The sequence below is a fragment of the Acinetobacter gerneri DSM 14967 = CIP 107464 = MTCC 9824 genome (assembly GCF_000368565.1).
GTDB lineage: Bacteria > Pseudomonadota > Gammaproteobacteria > Pseudomonadales > Moraxellaceae > Acinetobacter > Acinetobacter gerneri.
Genome location: NZ_KB849544.1, coordinates 213,391 through 238,755, shown reverse-complemented (window position 1 = coordinate 238,755; position 25,365 = coordinate 213,391). Strand labels below are relative to the sequence as shown.

19 protein-coding genes and 1 pseudogene are annotated in these 25,365 nt (G+C 35.3%); 8 read left to right on the top strand and 12 right to left on the bottom strand.

Annotated features, from left to right (window positions below):
• The first annotated feature begins 31 nt into the window (after positions 1 to 31).
• The 4 genes and pseudogenes from F960_RS12335 (at position 32) to F960_RS12320 (ending at position 4,941) form a co-directional block, all read left to right on the top strand.
• Positions 32 to 1,249, top strand: a complete 1,218-nt coding sequence (locus F960_RS12335) for a CaiB/BaiF CoA transferase family protein (RefSeq protein ID WP_004865606.1) — start codon at positions 32 to 34, stop codon at positions 1,247 to 1,249.
• A 198-nt stretch (positions 1,250 to 1,447) separates the two neighbouring features.
• Positions 1,448 to 2,293: an IclR family transcriptional regulator gene (locus F960_RS12330; RefSeq protein WP_004865604.1), complete on the top strand. Its 846-nt coding sequence runs from the start codon at positions 1,448 to 1,450 to the stop codon at positions 2,291 to 2,293.
• A 184-nt stretch (positions 2,294 to 2,477) separates the two neighbouring features.
• Complete coding sequence (locus tag F960_RS12325) at positions 2,478 to 3,242, top strand: alpha/beta fold hydrolase (protein ID WP_004865602.1); 765 nt, start codon at positions 2,478 to 2,480, stop codon at positions 3,240 to 3,242.
• Between the two features lie 441 nt (positions 3,243 to 3,683).
• Positions 3,684 to 4,941, top strand: a pseudogene (locus F960_RS12320) (OprD family outer membrane porin).
• 205 nt (positions 4,942 to 5,146) lie between these two features.
• On the opposite strand, the gene F960_RS12315 reads toward F960_RS12320, so the two are convergent.
• On the bottom strand, positions 5,147 to 6,112 hold the full coding sequence (locus tag F960_RS12315; protein WP_020846439.1) for an AraC family transcriptional regulator: 966 nt from the start codon (positions 6,110 to 6,112) through the stop codon (positions 5,147 to 5,149).
• Between the two features lie 239 nt (positions 6,113 to 6,351).
• Between F960_RS12315 and antA the strand changes: the two genes are divergently transcribed.
• From antA to F960_RS12300, 3 genes are all read left to right on the top strand, one after another.
• A complete protein-coding gene (gene antA, locus F960_RS12310) occupies positions 6,352 to 7,746 on the top strand; it encodes an anthranilate 1,2-dioxygenase large subunit (RefSeq protein ID WP_004865596.1) in 1,395 nt (464 codons plus the stop codon).
• Positions 7,747 to 7,749: 3 nt separating this feature from the next.
• On the top strand, positions 7,750 to 8,247 hold the full coding sequence (locus tag F960_RS12305; RefSeq protein WP_004865594.1) for an aromatic-ring-hydroxylating dioxygenase subunit beta: 498 nt from the start codon (positions 7,750 to 7,752) through the stop codon (positions 8,245 to 8,247).
• A gap of 506 nt (positions 8,248 to 8,753) precedes the next feature.
• On the top strand, positions 8,754 to 10,139 hold the full coding sequence (locus F960_RS12300; RefSeq protein WP_004865590.1) for an MFS transporter: 1,386 nt from the start codon (positions 8,754 to 8,756) through the stop codon (positions 10,137 to 10,139).
• Between the two features lie 87 nt (positions 10,140 to 10,226).
• Here the strand turns inward: F960_RS12300 and F960_RS12295 are convergent, their stop codons facing one another.
• On the bottom strand, positions 10,227 to 11,807 hold the full coding sequence (locus F960_RS12295) for an ATP-binding cassette domain-containing protein (RefSeq protein ID WP_004865589.1): 1,581 nt from the start codon (positions 11,805 to 11,807) through the stop codon (positions 10,227 to 10,229).
• 663 nt (positions 11,808 to 12,470) lie between these two features.
• Here F960_RS12295 and F960_RS12290 point away from each other — a divergent pair.
• Positions 12,471 to 13,526 carry a 3-deoxy-7-phosphoheptulonate synthase gene (locus tag F960_RS12290; RefSeq protein ID WP_004865586.1) on the top strand — a complete coding sequence of 352 codons (1,056 nt, stop codon included), beginning with the start codon at positions 12,471 to 12,473 and terminating at the stop codon, positions 13,524 to 13,526.
• Positions 13,527 to 13,636: 110 nt separating this feature from the next.
• On the opposite strand, the gene gcvH is transcribed toward F960_RS12290, so the two are convergent.
• The 10 genes from gcvH to F960_RS12240 all read right to left on the bottom strand — a co-directional run bounded on the left by gcvH (position 13,637) and on the right by F960_RS12240 (position 25,310).
• Positions 13,637 to 14,011, bottom strand: coding sequence for a glycine cleavage system protein GcvH (gene gcvH, locus F960_RS12285; protein WP_004865585.1), 375 nt, complete (start codon positions 14,009 to 14,011; stop codon positions 13,637 to 13,639).
• Between the two features lie 60 nt (positions 14,012 to 14,071).
• Positions 14,072 to 15,100 carry an AraC family transcriptional regulator gene (locus F960_RS12280; protein WP_004865584.1) on the bottom strand — a complete coding sequence of 343 codons (1,029 nt, stop codon included), beginning with the start codon at positions 15,098 to 15,100 and terminating at the stop codon, positions 14,072 to 14,074.
• Positions 15,101 to 15,212: 112 nt separating this feature from the next.
• Positions 15,213 to 15,668, bottom strand: coding sequence for a MaoC family dehydratase (locus F960_RS12275; protein ID WP_004865583.1), 456 nt, complete (start codon positions 15,666 to 15,668; stop codon positions 15,213 to 15,215).
• Positions 15,669 to 17,522 carry an ABC transporter ATP-binding protein gene (locus F960_RS12270; protein ID WP_004865582.1) on the bottom strand — a complete coding sequence of 618 codons (1,854 nt, stop codon included), beginning with the start codon at positions 17,520 to 17,522 and terminating at the stop codon, positions 15,669 to 15,671.
• Positions 17,523 to 17,881: 359 nt separating this feature from the next.
• The gene (locus tag F960_RS12265; protein ID WP_020846440.1) at positions 17,882 to 19,111 is read right to left on the bottom strand and encodes a mechanosensitive ion channel family protein; all 1,230 of its coding nucleotides are present in this window, start codon (positions 19,109 to 19,111) and stop codon (positions 17,882 to 17,884) included.
• A 237-nt stretch (positions 19,112 to 19,348) separates the two neighbouring features.
• Positions 19,349 to 20,494 carry an alpha-hydroxy acid oxidase gene (locus F960_RS12260; protein ID WP_004865578.1) on the bottom strand — a complete coding sequence of 382 codons (1,146 nt, stop codon included), beginning with the start codon at positions 20,492 to 20,494 and terminating at the stop codon, positions 19,349 to 19,351.
• A 306-nt stretch (positions 20,495 to 20,800) separates the two neighbouring features.
• A complete protein-coding gene (locus tag F960_RS12255) occupies positions 20,801 to 21,340 on the bottom strand; it encodes a DUF2058 domain-containing protein (RefSeq protein ID WP_004865577.1) in 540 nt (179 codons plus the stop codon).
• A 15-nt stretch (positions 21,341 to 21,355) separates the two neighbouring features.
• Entirely contained in the window at positions 21,356 to 22,030 is a 675-nt protein-coding gene (locus F960_RS12250) for a YoaK family protein (protein WP_004865575.1), read from the bottom strand.
• Between the two features lie 36 nt (positions 22,031 to 22,066).
• Entirely contained in the window at positions 22,067 to 23,269 is a 1,203-nt protein-coding gene (gene sstT / locus F960_RS12245) for a serine/threonine transporter SstT (RefSeq protein WP_004865573.1), read from the bottom strand.
• A gap of 313 nt (positions 23,270 to 23,582) precedes the next feature.
• Complete coding sequence (locus F960_RS12240; protein WP_004865572.1) at positions 23,583 to 25,310, bottom strand: SulP family inorganic anion transporter; 1,728 nt, start codon at positions 25,308 to 25,310, stop codon at positions 23,583 to 23,585.
• Between the last annotated feature and the right edge of the window lie 55 nt (positions 25,311 to 25,365).

The window sequence follows — 25,365 nt, the reverse complement described above, 5'->3', positions numbered from 1 at the left end:
AATCAAAAATTGTAGAGTTGTAGGAATAATTATGGGTGCTTTAGAAGGAATACGTGTACTAGATTTAAGTCGAGTACTCGCAGGACCTTGGTGTGGACAAATCTTGGCTGATCTCGGTGCAGAAGTCATAAAAGTGGAACGTCCTAAACGTGGTGATGATACACGATCTTGGGGACCGCCATGGATGAAAAATGATGCTGGTCAAGACACACAAGAAGCAGCTTATTACCAATCTACAAATCGCAATAAATTGTCTGTTGCGATCGATATTGCGACTCCTGAAGGACAAGATTTAGTCCGTGCTTTGGCACAGGATTCGGATGTAGTGATTGAAAACTATAAAGCTGGGTCATTGAAAAAATATGGCTTAGATTATGAAACACTTTCGGAACTGAACCCAAAATTAGTGTATTGTTCAATTACTGGTTTTGGGCAAACAGGTCCTAGAGCACCTGATCCCGGTTATGATTTTATTATTCAAGGTATGGGCGGTTTGATGTCCGTGACTGGTGAAAAGGATGATTTACCGGGTGGTGGACCACAAAAACTAGGTGTTGCATTTTCAGATTTAACCACAGGTTTATATTCTACGATTGCGATTCAAGCAGCATTGTTAAATCGACATTTGACAGGTCTAGGGCAGCATATTGATATGGCGCTTTTGGATGTGCAAATTGCAACTTTAGCAAATCAGGGGATGAACTATCTCGCTTCTGGAAACATTCCAAAACGTTATGGTAATGCACACGCAAATATTGTTCCATACCAAGTCTTTAAAGGTTCAGATCAAGACTTTATTATTGCATGTGGCAATGATACGCAGTTTATCCAATTGTGTAATGCAATTGGTTTGTCTGAGTTACCAAATGATCCGAGATATACGCGAAATGCTGACCGTATCAAACATCGTACAGAGATTACCAGCTTACTAGCAGAACATTTTGCTCAAAAAACTGCAAATGAGTGGGTGAGTGCAATTCATGCGGCAAAAGTTCCGGTCGGTATGATCAATAATCTTGAACAAGCTTTTCAAGAGCCTCAAGTTGTTGCGCGAAATATGCTCGTGGATATGCCGCATCCTGAGAAAGAAAAATTGACAGTAATTGGTTCACCGATCAAATTGTCTCGAACTCCTGTAGAGTACCGTTTTGCACCGCCTAAATTGGGTCAGCATACTGATGAGATCCTGACACGTATCACAAATGAAAAACAATTGAGTGAATTAAAAGCCAAAGGCATCATTGAATAATCATTTGATTGTTTAAATGATTTATATGTGAAATCTGCTGACATTAATAAGTGAATTGCATAACAAGCCATTTAAAAATGTTGTCAGATCACTTAAGAGAAGCAAACGCAATTGTTTGCTTCTTTTGCTCTTATTAGAAGAAATGGATTATAATTTTCGCAATGCGAAATATGTTGAAAATTTTACTAGGCGCCAAGTATGAGTAATTTCCCTGAAAATGATCAAGCCGAAACTTTATTGGCACCATTAAGACATGAACTTTTACATCCGATTGAAGATATGCAGGATGAAAATGATCGTCAATTTATTACGGCATTGGCACGTGGTTTAGAATTGTTGCGTTGTTTTACGCCAAAATATCAACATTTGGGTAATCAAGAATTATCACAAATGACAGGGTTACCCAAGCCAACCATTACCCGATTAACCCATACACTTTCCCGATTGGGCTATATAAAACAAGTTCCAAATTCTAGTAAATTTCAACTATCTGCTGGAGTTTTAGCATTTGGATATTCTATGCTTTCGAATGTTTCTATTCGTTCAATTGCGCATCCTTATATGAAAGATTTGGCTGATCATGCTGGTGCTGCAGTTGCAATGGCCACACGTGATCGCCTAAATATGATTTATTTGGATGTGGTGCAAGGCAAGGGAAATGTGACGATGCGTCGTCAAGTGGGCACATATTTACCGATTCATCTGAGTTCTATGGGACGAGCTTGTTTGGCTGCATTACCTGAAGATGAACGTGATTTTTTACTTGATGCAATACGTGAAAAACATAAAGAAGATTGGTTGAAGATTAGTCGAGATTTAGATAAATCATTTAAAGACTATGAAGATTTTGGCTATTGTTTTTCAGTTGGGGAATGGCATAAAGATGTTAATTCCGTCGCTGTACCATTGATGCATGAACAACACGGACTTTTGGTCTTTAACTGTGGCGGTCCAAGCTTTATTTTAGGCCGAGAAAAATTGGAAGAAGATATTGCTCCGCGGTTGCTACACATGGTCAACAATATTAAAACGGAAATCAGCTAAGGCTGATTTCTTTTAATCTATAAATAAACATTGTTGTAAGTCTACGCTAAATATGAAAATGTCGACTTAAAATACACTTATTTTTAATTTACATAATCATATGAAATATAAATAAAAAAATATTGTTCAAAAGCCTCTAAATTGCGATGATAGAGCTTTCTTTTATGATGAAATGGACCGTGACATGTTACTCAATTATCAGCTACTTCAAGCAACTGAACCAAATAATAATACTCCGCTTGTACTGATTCATGGTCTGTTTGGTAGTTTATCTAATTTGGGTGTGATTGCTCGTGCATTCAGTCAAACTCATGATGTAATTCAGATTGATGTAAGAAATCATGGGCATTCATCGCATTCTGAAGATATGAATTATTCTTTAATGGCACAAGATATATTAGAAACGATCAAACATTTAAATATAGAAAAATTCACTGCAATCGGGCATAGCATGGGCGGTAAAATCACCATGAAGCTTGCTGAAATTGCAGCATCAAATTTGGATAAAATAGTTGTATTGGATATGGCACCATTTGCATATCAAGAAAATCATCACGATGTGATATTTAAGGCATTATTTGCAGTGGAAAATGCCAATATTTCATCACGAAAAGATGCAATGGAGATAATGCGTGATTATATTCAAGAAGAAATGGTCATTCAATTTCTATTAATGTCATTTAAACAAGGTCAGTGGTTATTTAATTTATCTTCAATATATGCTCATTATCAAGATATTTTATCTTGGACAAATCAAGTGAAAAGTGACATTCCTGCTTTATTTATTCGTGGAGGCTTATCGCCTTATGTCGCTCAAGAACAACAGGTTCAAGCTATAGAACAACAATTTTCCAATGTGATTCTGCAAACAATAGATCAAGCAGGTCATTGGTTACATGCACAAAAACCTGATCAAGTGGTTGATTATATAAAAGAATATTTGAAATAACTATACAGCATTATTCAATCAAAATAGAAAATTTACAGTAAAAAAGTGTTGTAAATTTTCTCTTTTTACATTGAATTTTCAATATAATTTGACATTTTATGGTAATATTCACATATTTATAAGGTATATATAAATACTTATAAAAAATTTTAAAAAGTGAACAAAAACAAGTAAAGTACATACATTAATTAAATCAGTTTGGATGATTTATTTAACTGAGTAGTAAGGGATTATGGAAATGGATTTCAATGCTAATATACGATCAAAACTTATAATGAATAATTTTAAAATTTTATATTCATTTGGACATTGAATTGTTATTTAACACAGTTTTAATCACCTAAATTCTCATATATTGAAAATACTATATGTATTTTTAGTTTTAAAAGTCATTATGTAAAAATTTTGATTTATTTTCCGCCACTCTAAATGGAATTTATTATGGCAGTTTCACAATTGTTTAAGAAACCACTTGCAAGTTTAACACTCTCTATTTTAGCAATCGGAGCATATCAATCAGCAGCAGCTGAAGATAATTTTAAACTTGTATTAAAAAATGCGTTTATTGAACGAAATTATGATAATGATAGTATTAAAGATCCTGGAAGCTGGTCACAAGGTATTTCAGGTTTCTATACTTCAGATTATGTGCCTACGGTTTTAACGGTCGCAGATAAACCGATCGAGATTGGTATGGATGCATCATTACAATACGCACTCCGTTTAAGTGGAGATCGCCATGTAGATGATACAATCTTACCATTTGATACTGTGTCTAAAACCCAAGATCGTAACTTTTTAAAATATGGTGGTACACTTAAATTAAAATACGATAAAACTGAATTTAAAATTGGTGAATTATGGTTAGATTTACCGATTACTTCTACAGATGCTAGTCGTCAGTTATTAAGTTCATATTGGGGTGGACAAGTTAAATCCCAAGTTACTGATAAATTTAAAGTTGAATTCGGTCGTGTAGAACGTGTTTCACCACGCTATGAAGAAAAATTCCATGAGTTTTCATATACAGTAAATGGTACTAAATATTTTACTGATGGTTTAAATTATGTAGACTTAAAATATGATATTACTCCAAACTTAAAAGCTGAGTATTATTATGGTGATTTAGAAGACCTCTATGATAAACATTATCTTGGTTTAGAATATTGGTGGAAAGGACAAAACTTTAAATCACAAACGCGTTTGAAATATTTCCGTTCACAAGATTCAGGTAGCTCACAAGCTGGGGAAGTAGATAACCACAATCTTGGATTATTAGAAAAAGTTTTTGTAGGTAACCATACTGTCGCTTTGGGCTATCAACAATTATTTGGTGATACAGGTTATCCTTTACCAGATGGCTTTTTACCAGAATTATATTTTATTAACTGGAATACCACAGGCTTCTTTAAAAAAGATGAAAAATCAGTCCATTTTCTCTATGGATATGATTTTAAAAATTATGTACCTGGTTTAAATGCCTTAGTTAAATATGTACATGGCTTTGATTTTAAGGATGGTCAAGGACGTGATAATAGAGAAAGTGAAACGAACTTTATCTTAGGCTATGATTTCCAAAATCCAAAATCCAAAATTAAAAGGCTTATCATTCCAATGGTTATATATTAATTATGACATTAAAAATGGTAACTCATTCCAAGAAAACCGTGTCTTAACAACCTATACCAAAAAATTCTAATTTAGAAATAAAAAAAGGTCGATATATATCGACCTTTTTTATTTATATTCAGACTAAGTTATTGGTCTTGTAGCCGAAGAAGCAGAGGGTGATTTTGGTACGTATTTTATCGTGGATTTATTATTATTTTTAAGTAATACAATAGAACTATTGAGATCGTAACTGCTTTAGATCTAAGCTGGTTCTAATATCTCAAACGAACTATTTAGATTAAATAACGTTTTGCGGTTTGCTTAGCTGTTTCTTGAAACATAGATTTATAATCGTTAGAAAAATGCCCCATATGGATAAAACCATGTGCTAAGGCTATCTCTGTAATACTTTCTCTTGGATTGGTTTTAATCATTTCAAATACTTTTTTAAGTCGTATTTGTTTGAGATATTGCATCGGGGTTTGATGGTAATATTCATTGAATAATTGATTAAGTTTTGATGCTGAAGTATGTGAAATCTCACATAAAATTGCCAAAGAGATCTGACTTTGGTAGTGCTCATGCATAAATTGCACCACACGATCTAGTTCTCTCGGAAGATGTTGATTCATGCTTTGGATCAATTGAGAACTATAATTATGATTTTGAGAAATAAGAAGTTTTTTAATTAATAAATTTTCAATTTCCACTGACATAAATTGCAAGCTTTCGATGCCCAAAAGGCGTATTTCATCTAAATAAAAGCTAATTTGTCTCCACCATTGCGCGATTGCCAATGCATCCATATTCATTTCAGCATCAAATATCAAATCTTCACATATTTCTTCACGCAAAATATGGCTTAAAACTTGATTAATTTTATCTTTGGGAATAGCTAAATGTAGCTTTTTACAGTCTCCAGAAATATTTAGCATCAATTCCTTTTGTGGATTGATAATCAAGCCTTTGTCTGCATTTGAAAGGATTCGATCAGAACCAATATCTAACTCTTGCATGCCACTTAGCGGTAAGCTAATACTATAACAGTGTAGTTTTTTTTCATTGATAATAGAGGCATCAGTACCATATTGAATATAGCCTAGTGCAATTGAATCATGTTTAAATTTGGCAAATTCATGTTGAAAATTCAATTTTGCATGATTTTTAACGACGAGATCATGTTGCCCACAAATATTATTCATCCAATTGCGGGCTTCTGAAACATTAAGTTGTGTTGATAAAGATAATTGACTGGTCATATTGCTCACCATGCTATCTGATGCAACGCTTAAACGGTTAATCCATAACAAAATTATTATTATGATTGTCAGTCTAATCAATTTATGGCAAGCGATAAAATATCAAAAAGGTATAAAATTATACTTTTTACAAAATATTGAAAATAAACGCACAATATTTGGATAAAAATATCATATTTTTGGATATTTTATTTTGCCTTGTTCTTTTAACTTATGACAAAGGAATAAGGAGAAATGGAATGCAAAATATTCAAGCCAATGCACGAAATTGGAAAGATTTTGTGAATAGCAATATTGATTTTAGAGAACAAGACGGTGTATTTCGTGTAGGACGTGAAATTTTCACCGAGCCAGAATTGTTTGCATTAGAAATGGAATTAATTTTCGAAAAAACATGGATTTATGCATGTCATGAAAGCGAAATTCAAAATCCTAATGATTTTATTACAGTGCAGGTTGGTCGTTATCCGATGATCATCACCCGTGATAAGGAAGGACAATTACATGCATTGTCAAATACTTGTTCGCATCGTGGTACAACGCTTACTCGTGTATATAAAGGAAACCAAGCAAATTTTGTATGTCCATTCCATGCTTGGTGTTATAAAAATGATGGAAAGTTGCTCAAAGTAAAAGCACCGGGTGAATATGACCCAGAAACTTTTGATAAGTCTAAAATGGGCTTAAAAAAAGGCTTAGTACAAAGTTATCGCGGTTTTGTATTTGTTAATTTAGATGTCAATACAGACACGTCACTGGATGAATTTTTAGGGGATACACGCAAGTTTTTAGATATGATGATCGCTCAATCACCTACTGGTGAGCTAGAGGTTATTGAAGGGCGTTCTAAATACGAATTTGATGCAAACTGGAAACTCCAAAATGAAAATGGTCTAGATGGCTACCATGTGAGTACAGTGCATTATAACTATGTTGCGACAGTCCAACATCGTCAAACAGTCAATGCTGAAAAAGGTATCGTTCCTGAAAAAACTCTAGATTATAGTAAGTTGGGTGCTGGAGATAAACAAACTGATGATGGTTGGTTTACCTTTAACCATGGTCACGGCGTATTGTTTAGTGATATGCCAAACCCAGATGTCCGTCCTGGTTATGCTTCAGTGATGCCTAGATTACTTGATGAGTATGGAACTGAAACTGCTGAATGGATGATGCATCGTTTAAGAAATTTAAATATTTATCCATCATTATTTTTTATGGATCAAATTAGTTCGCAACTGCGTATTGTACGTCCAGTAGCTTGGAATAAAACAGAAATTATCAGCCAATGTCTTGGTGTAAAAGGTGAGTCGGACGCAGATCGTGAAAGCCGTATTCGTCAGTTCGAAGACTTTTTCAACGTATCTGGCATGGGTACACCTGATGATCTTGTTGAGTTTAAAGAGGCTCAACGCGGTTTTGAAGCGCGTAATAATCAGTGGAATGATATTTCACGCGGTTTCCAAAACTGGAATTATGGTGAATCTAAAAACAGTAAAATTTTAGGGATAAATCCTGTAATTACTGGTGCCGAAATCACGCATGAAGGCTTATATGTCAATCAGCATAGAACGTGGCAAAACATGATGTTAAAAGGTTTGGCAAAACGTAAAATTGAAGTGGTGGAGCAATAATTCATGGAAAAGAATGCTGAATTACAATATAAACTTGAACAGTTTTTATATGACAATGCGAGTCATTGTGACAAGAAAAATTGGGATCTTTATCTGAATGATTTTGACGAAAACATGATTTTTCATGTTCCTCAGTGGAAATCTGAACATGAATATACCACGGATCCAAAACGCCAAATGTCTTTGATTTACTATCCAAATCGCGGTGGTTTAGAAGATCGAGTGTTCCGTGTTGAAACTGAAAAATCATCATCAGCGTATCCTTTGCCACGTACTTTGCATCAAATCAGTAATATCCGCATCGTTAAAATTGAGAATGATGAAATCCATGTTGAAGCAGGTTGGGATACTTCATATGTCCGTATGGAAATTGCAAATCGCTTCTTTGGGCAGGTTAATTATCGAATTAAAGCCTCTGAACAAGGTTTTAAAATTACTTATAAACAAGTGATTTTATTAAATGACAAAATCAATGCCGTATTAGATTTTTACCATATCTAATCAAGCGACAAGTTACCATTTTGGTATAAGTTAATGCTGATCCTAAAATTGCATGTCCGTGTAAATAATTTTAGATCAGCATTTTTTATTGTTGAAAATTTAACTAATTTTTCAAGCAAGTATATAAATCACATTTTATAAATTTCACATAACTCAGTAGAAAATTAAAAATAGCCATTTCAAGCTAATATCTGATATCTATAAATCATAAATAATCTTATATATTAATAATTGACTCTTAAAATACTGTTAAATTTGAGTTAACCTTCATGTAAATTATTATTTAGTTTAAATTATTACGTGAATAATCCAATACTTTTTCAACATAATTAAATACTTATAAAAAATTATATTTTTTACTAAATTCCTTGTAAATTAGTAGGGAATTAAAGATTTCAAACACAGTTTCAGTATTTAAAAAATTCTAAATTTTTTCTGAAATTATACTTTGAAAGTATAACTTAGATTTTTAAATACTATTTTATTTGATTTTGCTGGAGGGATGTATGCAGCAAATTAATGTTACAGAGATGATTAATCATTCAAAGCTAACAGGATTTCATTGGCGAGTGATTATACTATGTACCTTAGTCATTATTTTTGATGGCTATGATTTGGTTATTTATGGTGTTGCATTGCCACTTTTAATGAAAGAGTGGGCAATAAGTCCTGTAACGGCGGGCTTTGTAGGCAGTGTCGCATTATTTGGGATGATGTTCGGTGCACTGATATTTGGTACGATTTCAGACAAATTGGAACATCTTGGTGTTAGCCGAAAAAAAGTAATTTTCACGTGTATTATATTGTTTAGTTTATTTACAGTACTTTGTGGTTTTGCCAAATCTGTGAATGAATTTGCGGTTTATCGCTTTATTGCGGGAATCGGGATTGGCGGTGTAATGCCAAATGTGATCGCTTTAGTCAGCGAATACGCACCGAAGAAATTTAAAAGTTTCTTTGTGACTTTGATGTTTAGTGGTTATGCAATCGGTGGGATGTTGGGTGCGTCATTAGGTTCGGTGCTTGTTCCAATTTATGGTTGGAAAATCATGTTTATGATTGCAGGTGTGCCACTAATCGTACTTTTACCTATGATGAAATTACTACCAGAATCAATCGATTACTTGGTGCGTAAAAAACAAGATCTTAAAGTAAAAACCTTTTTGTCGAAAATGGTACCAGAATACAAATATCAAGAAGATCATGTGTTTGTATTAGACTCATCAAATCAAGCGGCAGAATCTGCACCTATTAAAATGATTTTTGCAAAGGGTCGTGCATTTAGTACTGTGATGTTCTGGTGTTCAATTTTTATGACACTTATCATGGTTTATGCGCTCGGAAACTGGCTGCCAAAATTGATGATTGAAGCAGGTTATAACTTATCTAAAAGTTTGATCTTCCTCTTTGCGCTTAACGTCGGTGGAATGGTCGGTTCGATTTTGGGTGGTTATCTGGCTGATAAATACAATCTAAAATATGTGTTGATGATCATGTTATTGATTGGTGCTGTGTCTTTATCATTACTATCTATGCAGTTTGACAGCATTATTTTGTATTTCCTTATCGCATGTGCGGGTGCTGCGTCTATTGGTGCACAAATCATGTTACTTGCCTATATGTCAAAATTCTATCCTGCAAATATCCGTACTACCGGGATTGGTTGGGGCTTAGGTATGGGGCGTATTGGTGCGATTTTAGGACCAATTTTGACAGGGTGGTTGTTGTCGCTTCATCTACCACATGTTTACAACTTCCTCGCACTGAGTATTCCAGCAATTTTAGGGATTATTACCGTATTTTTAGTGAATGATCACTTTAGTGATGCAAATGAAAATGCAGTCAATAAAGAGCCAGTTGCACCTAAAGATTTGCAACAAGCAATAGAGTAAATCGCATAAAGTGATTGAAGTAAAAAGACCAAGTTTTAACTTGGTCTTTTTTTATTGGGTTTAGATGAAATTTACAACAGACCCGAATTATTCAATCATAAAAGAAGATTGGATATGACAACTTTCCACAAAATGTTGATCATGTGAAACTAAAATCACAGCACCTTTAAAAGCGCGGATAGCTGCTGCAAGCAGATCTTTTGATTCAATATCGAGATGATTTTCTGGCTCGTCTAAAAGCAGTAAATCAACTTGACGATGTGCTTTACTGAGCGCGAGTAAGGCAACTTTGAGTCGTTCGCCACCACTGAGTTGATTTATACGAAGTAGACTTTTGTCTAATCTGATACGTAAACGTCCAAGCTGATTTCGCCATTCTTGTGCACTTATCTCGGGGTTAATCAGATTGAGATGAGATAAAATAGACAGATCAGGATCAGGAAATATTTCACATAAAGTTTGATCCAAATAAACAATATTTGATTTGCTGACAATTTCAGCTCGATCATTAAATTTTAGAGAAGCTAAAGTCTTTAAAAATGTCGATTTACCTATGCCGTTTACTCCAACTAGATGAATTTTATCCTGTGCATTTAAGGCAAAATCTATCGGAATTTGAGTGCCATAATTCAGCTTAAGTTGCTTTATTCGCATTATTTCTCCAGTTTTATTGCTGGAAAATTCAAAATCAAAACTTTGTGGTTTGATCACTTCGATTTGCCGTCTATGTTCAGCGATAGACTGTTGCAAATGTTCTGTTTGATTATTTTGTTGAATATTCAAACGCTTTTGTGATTTTTCAGAGGCATTCTTTTTTGCATCTAATAAAATCTTTGCTTGAGAACCACGAGCATTTTTTCCTGCAGTGCTACGCTTATCTGCTTTTAAACGCGTGTCATTTTGTTGAACTTTAATTTGCTGCAAAGCCGATTTTTCATTGCTAAATTTGCGTTCTAGGGCCGCAATTTGTAAATCATTTTGTTTAAGATAATGTGCATAATCACCTAAATAATGCTGTATTCCAAACTGGTTCAATGCATAGATATGCTGCATATGATTGAGCAAATTTGTATCATGGCTTGCGATAAATGCGCCAGCAGGGTGTTTAAGTAAAGATTGAATAAACCAATCACGACTTTCTAGATCTAAATGATTACTTGGTTCATCGAGTAATAGGTAATGATCTTTCAACGAAAACAATTTGCATAGTGCTAATTTTGTCTTTTGTCCTTCACTTAAATTTTCTACTAAATACTGAAAGTCATTTGGAAGATTTGCCGCTGATAATTGTTCAGCCCATTGCTCTCGTATATGCCAATTATTTTCCAATATTTCAAAATCAGATGGGGAAGATTTACCCATTTCAATACGATCTAATGCATTAATAATCTCATGAATATTCAGTGCTTCTGCAATCGTTGTTGCATGTGTCCTATCATGCTGTGATAAAAATGCAAAAGGCACATGCCAGTGAATTTGCCCAGAAATATGCTCTATTTTTTGATTAGGCTGATTTAATGTATTGAGTAAGATTGATTTTCCCTGTCCATTTCGCCCAATTAAGCCAGATAATTGACCATAAGTGAGACTAAAATTTAACGAAGAAAAAATACGATGATTTTGTCTTTCAACAGATAAGTTTTGTACGATACAAACTTGCTGAGTCATTTTAGAAACTCCGAAACAAGGATGCACAAAATAAAGCGAAAAGATATCGAGCTGTTGATTGAATAGATTATATTGAAAATAATATGTGAAGAATCAACTAGAAATTGTCTATTTTGCGCATCAAAAAAAGATAAAAGAGAATTTGATGGAAAAAAGACTTACTTCATTGGCGGAGACTCTAACAATATTAAAAAAAAGATGAGTTGCAGTGTATCGAGAGAATGTTTTTTAGTCAACATCGGAAAAATTACTGTAAAAAATGTTGAAAATTTATAAAAAATACTTGTCAAGTATAGAAACAGGGCGTATTGTATTTTTCAAGATTTATTTATTTTGAATACCTATGTTGACTCAAGCTATGATGGTAAAAGCGTATTATTTTTGGCAGTTCTTTAGATAATTGCCTGAATACGTTTGGGCACGGAAAAAGTAGGTTGCCCATCATAGTGAATATAACCTGATCGGCAAACCGGTCAGGTTTTTTTATGCGCATAGCAAAACATATTGAAAATTTTGGAGATATTAAATGAAATTTACAGCTTATTCATACTTTGGTAACGGTTATTGGTTTTACTTTAGTCAGTTCATGACTCAAGCCTTGCAATCGAATAGACCCCATAAGCTCAAATAAAAGATCGGACGAAATGTCCAAAGGATGAACCAATGAATGCTTTGAATAATGCTTTAGAACAAACACAGACAGAAGAAAATACGGTACATTTACCGCAGCAACTTAAAAAATATTTACCGTTGAAACAAGAACTTGCTGAACAAGTTCAGGCACATAGAACAACAATTGAAAAAATACTCTCGGGTGAAGATACGCGTTTGCTGGTCATTACAGGACCATGTTCAATTCATGATCCAAAATCAGCCTTGGAATATGCAGAAAAGTTATTAGAACTACAAAAACATGTTTCAGATCACATTTTCTTGGTTATGCGTACATATATCGAAAAACCACGTACCACAGTGGGTTGGAAAGGTTATATGTATGATCCAAATTTGGATGGTTCATCAGACCTACAATTAGGTTTAGAAAAATCACGTGAATTATATTTGCAAATAATCGAAATGGGCTTGCCGATTGCCAGTGAGATTTTAAGTCCAATGGCAACCGCATATTTTGATGATTTATTGGCTTGGGGTGCAATTGGTGCACGTACCAGTGAATCGCAAATTCATCGTGAAATTTCAAGTTTAATGCCGTACAGCATTGGCTTCAAAAATGGTACGGATGGTTCGATCCAAATCGCTTTAGATGCTATTCAATCGGCATCAAATCAACATCAATTTTTGGGTATGAATCAAAAAGGCTTACCAAGCGTGTTGCAGAGTCAAGGCAATCCATTTGCACATTTAATTTTACGTGGTGCGAATACTGGTCCTAATTATGATGCACAGTCTATTGAAAAAATTCGCACAAAAAATAATGGTCAACTTCCAGCTTTAGTAATTGATTGTAGTCATGGAAATAGCTCGAAAAATCCACTTTCTCAACCTGATATTTTACGTCAAATTATCGCTGAAAAACCGCAAACTCATGTAAAAGGCGTAATGTTAGAAAGTCATTTATTTGATGGAAATCAAAAGATTTCATGTGAAATGAAATATGGTCAATCAGTTACAGATGGTTGTCTAGGTTGGGATAAAACCCACGCTGTTTTATTGGAAATATGCGAGATGTTACAAGAACAAAGTTTTCGTCGCACAGCATAAGGATAGGGGCTTTTAATATTTTATAAGCTTCAATTTAGATAAAAAAATCAGCCGATTGGCTGATTTTTTTATCTGTATATTTTGTCTATTTAAAATTGATATTTTAAATATTAAAGACCAGATTCGTATTCGGTATTGCTGAGTAACTTTTCAACGTCAGCCATATTGTCAGGTTTGATTTTATAAATCCAACCTTTGCCATACGGATCTTCATTTACAAAATCAGGATCATCTTCAAGTGCAGGATTGATTTCAACCACTTGACCTGAAACTGGTGCATGGATATCAGAAGCAGTTTTAACCGATTCAACCACACCTACAGGCTGTTCTGCAGTAACAGTTGAACCAACATCAGGTGCTTCAACATAGACTAAATCACCCAAAGCATCCTGTGCATGGTCGGAAATTCCGGTAACCACAAGATCACCTTCGATTTTTACCCATTCGTGTGTTTTTGCATATTTCAAATCCGAAGGATGATTCATGATGACTCCTTAAATCCTAATATCGGGTCGCGTAAATTGTGTAGATTATAACAAAAGTTTTTATAAATAAGGGTCTTTACGCCAACTACTTGGGCTTCGACCACTCCATCGTTTAAATGCTCGGCTAAAATTTGCCACATCACTATAACCAAGCTCATCTGCGATTTGTTCTAGAGAATAATCGGTACGTGAAAGCAATGAAGTTGCGTGACGATATCGAACCTCATCGACAAGCGTAGAAAATGATGTTCCTTCAGCAGCCAATTGGCGTTTTAAAGTCCGATCAGACATGTGTAAACGGTCAGCCACATTTTCTATGCTTAGATAATGCTGTTCCGAATGTGTCAGGATATCACGGACACGCATGGCTAAACGACGACGTTCACCGAGTGCTGAAAGTTCTGCTTCACATTGATTGATTGCAATTTGACTAGAAATTGGATCTGCATTGATAATTTTCATACCAAGATATTTTTTATCAAAACTTGCCAATAAATGCGGTTGATCAAAACGGAAATTGTGCTGCGGGCATAGGGCAATGTATTTATCAAATCCATCTGGTTTAGGAAAATCAAAATCAATATCGCTTTCGAGGTTGTCGATTCCAGTCAAAGCCTTCGCCATGGTCATAATACCGAAAGTAAGACCTGTCACAATTTCAGTGCGGAGAGGTTCAATATCAATATCACATTGCAATTGCAAGGTGGCTTTTTCACCAAAAGTCGAAAAATATAGCTGTAAAAATGGCATACGAAGTTGGATAAAACGATTCGCTAAAACCAGAGCTTCTGTAATATCATGGGCGGTCATGATTGCATAACCAATAAAACCATGGATAGAAATTCGCATCTGCGCACCAAGTTGGTAGCCCAAAGTACTTTCACCCGTAATTTTTAAAGCATGTTTGACCAATTCATTTGCGATAGGTGTGGGAATACGACATTCAGGTTCAGCAAGTTGTTCATTGGTAAAATTAAAAGGTGAAAATAAAGTTTCAGCGCTGTATCCCCAACGAGATACAATATCCAATAATAAAAGTCCATAGACACCAGGAATACCCTGATCTTGACGAGCTGACACTACTTTCATTTGCGATCCATTGCTCTCAATTTATTTTCTAGTTAGCTTCGACATCTTGTCACAATTTTATTTTAAAACCATAAAAATTGTAAGACAAAACAACCGCATTTAACAGATTAGATCAATCCATAGATTGATCAGAATCACGTTTAAAAACCACAATTTTTGTCGTAGAAATCAACAATACATCATCAAATTGGTTTTTGGCTTGAGTCACATAAGTGACGATTGCACGATCAAATTTGGTTTTAGAAGGGGTAATCGACACAATTTCGACATCCACTCGAATTTTATCACCCGGACGAGTAGGACGTGGCCAACGTAGGCTCGATTCTGTACCGATCAGACCATGAGCAACAGGAAAACATTCTGTCCACAGTCTCATTGTTACAGCACCTGTATGCCAGCCACTTGCTGCAATACCTTGAAAAATAATGTGATCTTTGGCTTTCTCAGGATCAGTATGGAAAACTTGAGGATCATACATTTTTGCGAACTGTAAGATTTCCTCTAGGGTCATTTCATATTCGCGGCTTTGAAAATGATCACCAATTTTAATATCTTCCAAATAAAACATTTAAGCTTGTTCCTTATTTTTTGCAGGGTGTTGTTCTACTAAAAAGCCACCAGTTTGGCGCTGCCAAAGATGTGCATAGATACCATTTTGAGCGATTAATTCCTCATGTGTCCCTTGTTCTGCAATATGTCCTTGATCTAATACAATTAATCTATCCATTTGAGCAATTGTAGATAAACGGTGTGCAATTGCAATCACTGTTTTGTCTGTCATAAGCTCATCTAAGCTACTCTGAATTGCAGCTTCAACTTCTGAATCAAGCGCACTGGTTGCTTCATCTAAAATGAGAATCGGTGCATCTTTTAAAAATACACGAGCAATCGCAATACGTTGGCGTTGTCCGCCCGAAAGTTTGACACCGCGCTCACCCATATAGGCATCAAATCCTTGACGTCCACGTAAATCACTTAACTGCGGAATAAACTCATCAGCTTTGGCTTTTTTAACTGCAAGCATCATTTCTTCATCACTTGCATCAGGACGGCCGTATTTAATATTTTCAGCGACAGTACGATGTAACAATGAGGTATCTTGAGTTACAAGGGCAATATTTTTACGAAGACTATCTTGGCTTACATCCTGAATGTTTTGTCCATCAATCAAAATACGACCTTGGTTGATATTATAAAAATGCAGTAATAATTGAATTAATGTCGATTTTCCAGCGCCAGAACGCCCAACAATACCAATTTTTTCACCGGGTTTTATGGTCAAATTAAAGTGATCAATCACATTTTTTTGATTATAAGCAAAAGTGACATTTTCAAATTTGATTTCACCATGTGCAACTTGCAAGGGCTTAGCATCTTCTTTATCTTGGATAGCGATCGGTTTAGCCATGGTCACCATGCCATCTTGAATTGTACCGACATTTTCAAATAGTGCTGAGGTTTGCCACATCATAAATTCAGCCATACTATTTAGTTTTAAAATCATCGCTGTAGTTGCAGCGATTACACCAATCGCTGCCAAGCCTTGCATCCAAAGGTACACAGCCGTACCGAGCACACCTAAAAACAATACTGCTGTAAGTAAGTTGGTACAAATTTGGTATAAAACACCCAATCGCATTTGTTTGAACACAGTCACCATAAAATCTTGCATAGACTCTTTGGCGTACTGGCTTTCGCGTCCTGCATGTGCAAATAATTTTACAGTCTGTATATTGGTATAAGCATCAGTTACACGTCCAGTCATAACTGCTCGTGCATCCGCTTGAGCTTTGGAAATACGACCTAACTTTGGAATAAAATAGCACGCACTACAAACAAAGAGTGCCAACCAAATCAGTAATGGAATCAGTAAAATAGGGGAAACTGTACCTAAAACGATGCTGATGGTTACGAAATAAATAACAACATAAGTTACCATGTCGCCCAAAATGACCCAGAACTCACGGACTGCTAATGAGGTTTGCATTACTTTTGAGGATAAGCGACCTGCAAAATCACTATGGAAAAAATCTAAACCATGTAGTAACAATAGGTTGTGAAAACGCCAACGCAGACGCATTGGAAAACTACTATATAAAATCTGATGGCGAACGATCGATTGGATGCTTGAAAAAAATATATTTGCCAGTAAAAAACCTGTCAAAATAATGAGATTTGTTTTGTGATTTTCTAAAAAATTTTCAGGTGTTGAACCGCTTAACCAGTCAACCAAATGACCAATCTGAGAATAAAAAATAGCTTCAAAACTAGCCGTTGCGGCTGTAAATAAAACTAAAAGCAGTAAGTAACGTTTAACACCAGATGCAGCTTGCCATACAAATGCAAAAAAAGTGCTGGGTAATGGTTCGTTTAAACCTTTCGTGGGATAGGGATCAACTAATTTTTCGAACCATTGTAACATTACATATCACCTTTATTAAATCTAATCGATATCAGAGACTTAGTCTGATTTTTAAATCATAAACCAAAACATTTTTCCACCGTCTAGAATAGCAGAAAATTGCATCAAAAAAGTGAACTTGTTCAATAAAACAGAAGAAAAATATCGAAGAGTAAACCTTATATCTTCTTGATGTCTTAAGAGAATAAATACGATTATTTAAGGGATAGAAGACGATAAATAATAGGGAATGATGGAATGTTTTATAGGTATAGTGAGCAAGCAATTTAGTGCTAGAGAGGGAACAAACTAGATAATAGTGTGATTACCACTAAACATTTAGTCTAGTGATAATCTGATCAAAAACATCGTCTTATCATTTAAGATTTATGAATCAATTGTTGCATATCCGAACCTGAAGGTGCTTGGTAAATTTTCAAACCAAACTCAGGGATAATCGCAAATAAATGATCAAAGATATCCGATTGAATCGCTTCATAATCTTTCCAAACCGTCGTATTGGTAAAGGCATAGACTTCTAAAGGCAGACCTTCACTGGTTGGTTGCATCTGACGGACAATAATCGTTTGATTTTGTGCGATATTTGGATGTTTTCTAAGATACAACTCAATATAAGCCCTAAATGTACCCAAATTGGTTAAGCGTCTTTGATTATAGACAGACTCATCTTCTAGCTGTTGGTTAAAAGCAGAAATTTCACTTTGTTTTTCATCAAGATAATGATCTAGTAATAAAAATCGTTTAAGCTTTTGATATTCATCATGATCCATGAAATGCACGCTTTGTTGATCAATAAAGATCGATCGTTTGATACGTCTAGCACCAATTTGCTGCATTCCACGATAGTTTTTAAAAGTATCTGTCACCAATTTATTGGTTGGAATCGTGGTAAAGGTTTTATCAAAGTTTTCAATCGTGACAGAGTGTAATGACATATCAATGACAGTACCGTCTGCATGTAGAGAAGGAATTTCAATCCAATCACCGATTCGAATCGTATCATAAGATGAAATCTGTACCGATGCGACGAGGGATAAGATAGTATTTTGAAAGACCAACATCAGTACGGCAGCCATTGCACCAAAGCCAGCCAACAAAGTAAAGACATCCTTTTTCAAGAATGTACCCAAGATCATCAAGGCACAAACAATAAAAATGATCAGTTTGACTAACTGCAGATATCCTTTGATTGGCTTATTGCGAGATTTTGGATTTTGTTGATAAATAATGTTAAAAACACTTAAAAATTCACTTATCGCCAGTGCAATCGTTAAGAAAATAAATGCCTGAGAGAGCATTTGTACAAACACAATCAATTTTTCTGAAAGATGTGGAACGGTAATAATCCCGTTCATAATCACGATCGCAGGAATAATATTGGCAATTCTGCGAATGACACTATGCTGAGAAATAACATCGCTATGTTTAAATTTCATGCGCGTAATGAGTTTTCTTATACCGCGCACAACGACTTGTTTTGCAATAAAATTGGCGATAAAAGCCACCGCCAATAAAATAGCTAATGACGTGAGCATTTCAAGCCATGGATATTGATCTGACCAATCACGTACACTTTGGATAAGTCCCATATTGTCCAAAATTAAAAACCTCAAATTTAGCAATAGGGTATTTTATTGATAATAAATGACAAATTCAGGTTGAATAACGATTTCCCTACATTTATTAGACTAATCACACAATTATCAAAACTTTTATGACGTATAAAATGTGAATGTAATATAAAAATGTCGGCTTTAGAGTGAAGCCGACATTTCCAGACATTCTAAGATGAATAATTAAATAAATTATATTGAAGAATAACGAGATTATTCTCTTAATATACTTTTATCGATCTGTTGAATATTAACTTTACCGCAAAATGCCATACTCAAATCCAATTCTTTCTTGAGTATTTCCAATACTTTAGTTACACCTTGTTCGCCATAAGCACCTAGGCCGTAAATAAAGGCACGCCCAATAAGTGTGCCTTTAGCACCTAGAGCAATGGCTTTTAATACATCTTGTCCAGTGCGTATACCGCTATCAATATATACTTCTGTTTGATCCCCAACAGCTAAAACGATTTCCTCAAGTACCGAAATCGTTGAAGGGGCACTATCTAACTGACGACCACCATGATTTGAAACCACGATCGCATCTGCACCAGCTTTGACTGCTTGGATGGCATCATCAACTTCCATAATGCCTTTGATAATAAGCTTTCCGCCCCATTGTTCTTTGACCCAAGCCACGTCGTTCCAACTTAATTGCATATCAAATTGTTCAGTGGTCCATGCAGAAAGTGAGCCAGTATTGCTGATACCATCAACATGTCCAACGATATTGCCAAATGTACGATGCTGTGTTTTCAACATCGCCATACACCAAGCTGGTTTACTGCACATGTCAAGTAAATTTCTAAAGGTGAGGCGAGGAGGTGCAGACAAACCATTTTTAATATCTTTGTGGCGTTGTCCCATAATCTGCAAATCTGCGGTCAAAACCAATGCACTACAGCCTGCATTTTTTGCACGCTGAATCAAATTTTGCATAAATTTGCGGTCTTTCATCATATAAAGCTGAAACCAAAATGGTTTAGTCGTTGCAGCAGCGACCGCTTCGATCGAACAAATACTCATGGTCGACATGATATAAGGAATACCAAATTTTTCTGCAGCTTTGGCAGCTAAAATCTCACCATCAGCATGTTGCATACCGATTAAACCTGTCGGAGCAAGTGCAACAGGCATTGCAACATCCTGACCAAGCATTTGAGTCGCAACAGAGCGGTTATCCATATCAACCAGAACTTTTTGTCTAAAATGGTATTGTTTAAAATCCTCAGAGTTTTTATGCCAGGTATATTCTGTCCATGAACCTGAATCACAATAATCTACAAACATTTTTGGAACACGTTTATGATAAACCTCACGTAAATCTGCGACACAAGTCATGAGTTGCAATTGATCCATAGTGGTTCCTTAAATATTGATTATCTGATCTTTTTTAATATGATTGCAGTTTAAGCAAAAATATCATTGCTGAATTATTGTAAGATTTTGGCGAATCAAAGTCTAAAAAATTGCTTGAATAATCCAGTTATTTAACGATATTTGCTGCTTTATTAGGCAATCTTTATTTTGCTATTCATTTACTCTTTATCTTTCATGAGTAGAAATGCTTATCCAAAGGCTTACCTAAGAACAAAAAAGCCAGTAATGAATACTGGCTTTTTTACTTGAATATTTACATTAAAGATCCATGATTGGATTTGGCTATTACCACATCAAATCATCAGGAATCACATAAGCTGCGTATGGATCTTCCTCATCAGTAATTTGTTCATTATTTTCAGAATTATTCACGAGGATAAAACCTTGCATTTTGTCGTTAATTCTTTCAGCCAATGCCTTAGGTAAAAAACCATAATCATCAGCTTCTTTTTTGCCGATCACCAGACTACCAGCGACTAAGGCATTATAAACCTGTTGATTGATATAGACTTTTTTGATTTTATTTTCATCAATAAATTGATAGACATTATCACCATCCGTGTCTTTGATTTTATGTTGATCAATCATCTGTAAAATAGCGGCCTTCAACGCTTTTTCTTCGAGTACACGTTGTTTTTCCATGTTTAATGATTGATCTTTTTCGACTTTTACTTTTTGATCTTGTTCGATCTTCGCTTTCAATTCAGCTTCATCGCTTTGCCCAGTACGTTTATCATGCTGTGCCTGTTTGCTTAGTTTTTTTGCTTTTTTATTGTCAACTAAACCTGCTTTAAGCAACTGTGCTTGCAGTGCATTTTTAACCATTTGAATTTCCAACCATTATCTTTGAAAAAATGAGTATCGAACGTAAATCAACCAATATGCCAAGCTCATAAATAGACTTAAGATCGTAGGCACGAGGAATGCATCCAATTGTAAATAAGGTTCTAGTATCGCTGCAATCACTCCACCGATAATAAATCCAGTTAAAATCAGTAAATGTAAAATAATTCGACGTTTTTCGACGCCTAAGCCACGAAGTAGATAGCCGAGTGCCAATCCCAAATCTGTTAATACGCCTGATAGATGGGTGGTGCGGATAATTGCGCCTTGATAGTGACTGACCATAGCATTTTGAATACCCATTGCAGCCGCTGCCCATAAAAGTGAATAATGCGGATAAATTCTAAGAAAAATCCAACAAAAAAATAGAAAAAGGGCAACTAAACTAAGCGGAATTCCATATCTTCGACCAAGTTTAAAGTGGCTATTTCCCAAGATAAATCCACTATAACTTGAGCCTAAAACATAGCAAAAAATGACCAGTGCGATATAGAGTACATCAGCATATTGCCCATTGACCAAATGAATAGCAAGTATGCTGGCATTGCCTGTCATATGAGATACAGACTGATGTAGAAGGGTAATCAGACCGAGAACATTCACAATGCCCGCATTGACTGCGAGCATAAATGCGCCCAGCTGTACCCAAATAGGTAAATGTTGAAATGGCATAGTAAAACATAGCTAAATATTTTACTTTTCAATATATTACTTATTTTTGGCTTGATCAACTGCTGCTGTAAATAGAACGTCAGTTGATGAGTTTAAAGCTGTTTCAGTTGAGTCTTGTAATACGCTGATCACCATGCCGATTGCAACGACTTGCATAGCAATTTCAGGTTTGATACCAAACAGACCACATGCAACAGGAATCAACAATAAAGAACCACCGGCAACACCAGAAGCACCACAAGCAGTAACTACAGCAACGACAGATAAAACCAACATCGTTAAGAAACTGGTTTCGATGTGTAAGGTATGAACAGCTGCAAGTGTTAAAACTGTGATGGTCACTGCTGCTCCAGCCATATTGATGGTTGCGCCTAATGGAATAGAAACGCTAGCAGTAGATTCATTTACACCTAAACGTTTTGCGAGATCCAAGTTCACAGGAATATTTGCTGCAGAACTACGAGTGAAAAATGCAGTAATACCACTTTCACGCAAACATTTTAAAACCAAAGGATATGGGTTCTTACGAATAGCAATAGCAACTAAAATTGGATTGATTACCAGTGCGACAAAGAACATTGTGCCGACTAAAACCAAAATGAGTTGTGAATAGTTTTTAAGTGTATCAAGACCTGCAGTTGCGAAAGTCACAACCACTAAACCAAAGATACCAACAGGAGCAAAACTGATGACAATACGAATAATCGAATTTACGGCATCTGAAATATCAGACACAACTTGTTTTGTGGTATCCGATGCATGACGAAGTGCCGCACCTAAACCAACAGCCCAAGCTAAAATACCAATAAAGTTAGCATCACTCAGTGCAGTCACTGGATTGGTAATAAAGCTAAGCAAAAGGTTTTTTAATACCTCAGCAATACTACCTGGTGGCTGCAAATCAGCATTTGGGTCTACACTTAAATATAAAGTGCTCGGAAATAATATGCTGGCGGTCACAGCGCTGATCGAAGCAAGCAACATCCCGACAAAATACATGAGTAAGATCGGTTTTAAATTGCTATTTCCGCCATGGACAACTTTAAAGTTTGCAATGGAAGAAAGTACCAAAACAAAAACTAAAATTGGTGCGACAGATTTTAGCGCTTTAATAAATAAATCGCCTAATAAGCCAACATAATTTGCCGCTTGCGGAAAGGCAAACGCGACAATCGCCCCTAAAACAATTGCAATAATGATTTTAGTGACTAAACTTAAACGTGTTAGGGCTGAGAACATAACTAAGCCTTATATTAATAGGGACAAAATGACAAAACAAAGGCGCTATTCTATACCTAAAAAAGCTATTCATATAAACTATTAAGAAATTTTATAAAAACACTTAATAATTCAATTTGATATAGGCGTTTATTAATATTTCACCACACAGGAAAAGTAAAGAAATGGGCGTGTTTTTAGAGGCTATTTTGTTATAGCCTAATCATTTAGATCACTAAATTTTTCAATCTACGCCTCAAATCACAAGCTATCTGAAATATTAAAAAAACTAAATTACTATTACATAATCACGTTATTTAGCTATATAAATCCCTTATTTATAAGTCGTTGGATCAAGGTTATGCACGGCCTGATAGTGTGATAAGTGAATTGCTCCACTGAGTTCATTCAGTAAATTAGAACATTTTAAACGATCCATTACAGGGCCTTTAACTTCAGATAAATGTAGGGCAATTTTCAATTTTTTTAGCTCAGCATTCATTTCTTCAAGTGTTTCTAATGCACTTAAGTCGATATTACTAATGCTTGAACAATTGATCACCACATGTTCCAGATAAGGATTTTTACTCACTTCTGAAATAATAAACTCTTTTAAATTATTTGCATTTAAGAACGTTAAATTTTCATCAATACGAATAGACAGTAGTTTTTGACTGGTCAAAACCTCATGACGATTGATGTTTCGAAAATGCTGAGTGCCACTAACCAAACCAATCACTGCAATATGCGGACGGCTAATACGCCAAAGTAATAAGATAAAGGTAGAAACGACACCAATAATCAAGCCAGTTGAAATATCTAAACAAAGTACGCCAAAAAAAGTGATCCACATGGCGATACCATCAGCTTTGGAATAACGCCAAGTTTTGATAAAAGGTTTAAAATCGACCAATTTCCAAATCGAAACAATAATCGTGGCAGCTAAAACAGCCAATGGTAATTGTTTGAATAATCCAGTGAAGTATAAACTGACAATTACAATAAAAATCGAGGAAATAACCCCTGACATCGGAGTTTTTGCACCAGCATCTGCATTGACAACTGTACGAGATAAACTACCAGTGACAGGAAATGCCCCAGTAACACCTGCACCGACATTGGCAAGTCCTAAAGCAATAAGCTCTTGATTACTATTGAGTTCACTTCGTTGCTGAAAAGCTGTTGCTTGAGCAATAGAAATGGATTCTACAAAACTCACCATAGCAATCATGACTGCACCAGGTAATAACTTGATAACCAGATCCCAAGACCAATACGGCATAGTTAAAGGAGGAAAACCAGATGGAATCTCTCCCACAGTTTTAATTCCATATAAATCAATATGGAAAAAATACACTAGTCCAATCGATAAGAAAACTAAAACTAAAGGTAAGGCCTTGATAATAAAGACAGCTTTAGAACCTAAAAACTTGATACGCGTAGAACTTAAAATTTTGGGTAAATATGCCAAAAATAAAATAGAAATAACACCAAAGATCAGCGTGTTGATATTGGTATAGGGTAAATACTCCCAAGCACTTTTAACAAATTCACCAATATTATCAGCGTTTAACGGAACATCGAGCAGATATTTAACTTGGCTAAAAGCGATCAGTACAGCTGAAGCAATAATGAAGCTTTTAATCACAGGATGACTAATGAGACGAATTAAAAAACCAAAACGCAAAACACCAAGTACAAACGAAATAATACCAACCAACAAAGCCAATAAACAGGCAGCTTGAATATATGTCGGTGAACCCGCTTCAAAAAAAGGCGTTAATGTTGCAAAAGTCATGATCGAAATCAATGCAACTGGACCGATCGAAAGCGTGAGACTTCCACCAATAAATGCATAAATTATCATCGGGAGAATACTGGCATATAGACCAGTAATCGGTGGTAAACCAGCAACCATTGCATACGCCATACCTTGCGGTACGAGTAAAGAGATAACAATGAGTGCGGATAAGAGATCGGATTTAAATTTCGATTGATTATAGTCTTTAAGCCATGACCAAGCTGGAAAGAAAAAACGAGTTCGAAACTGGGAGTCTGCCATAACACTTTCTAAATCACATTTTGTTATATATTATGCAAAAAAAATGCTAAAAGAC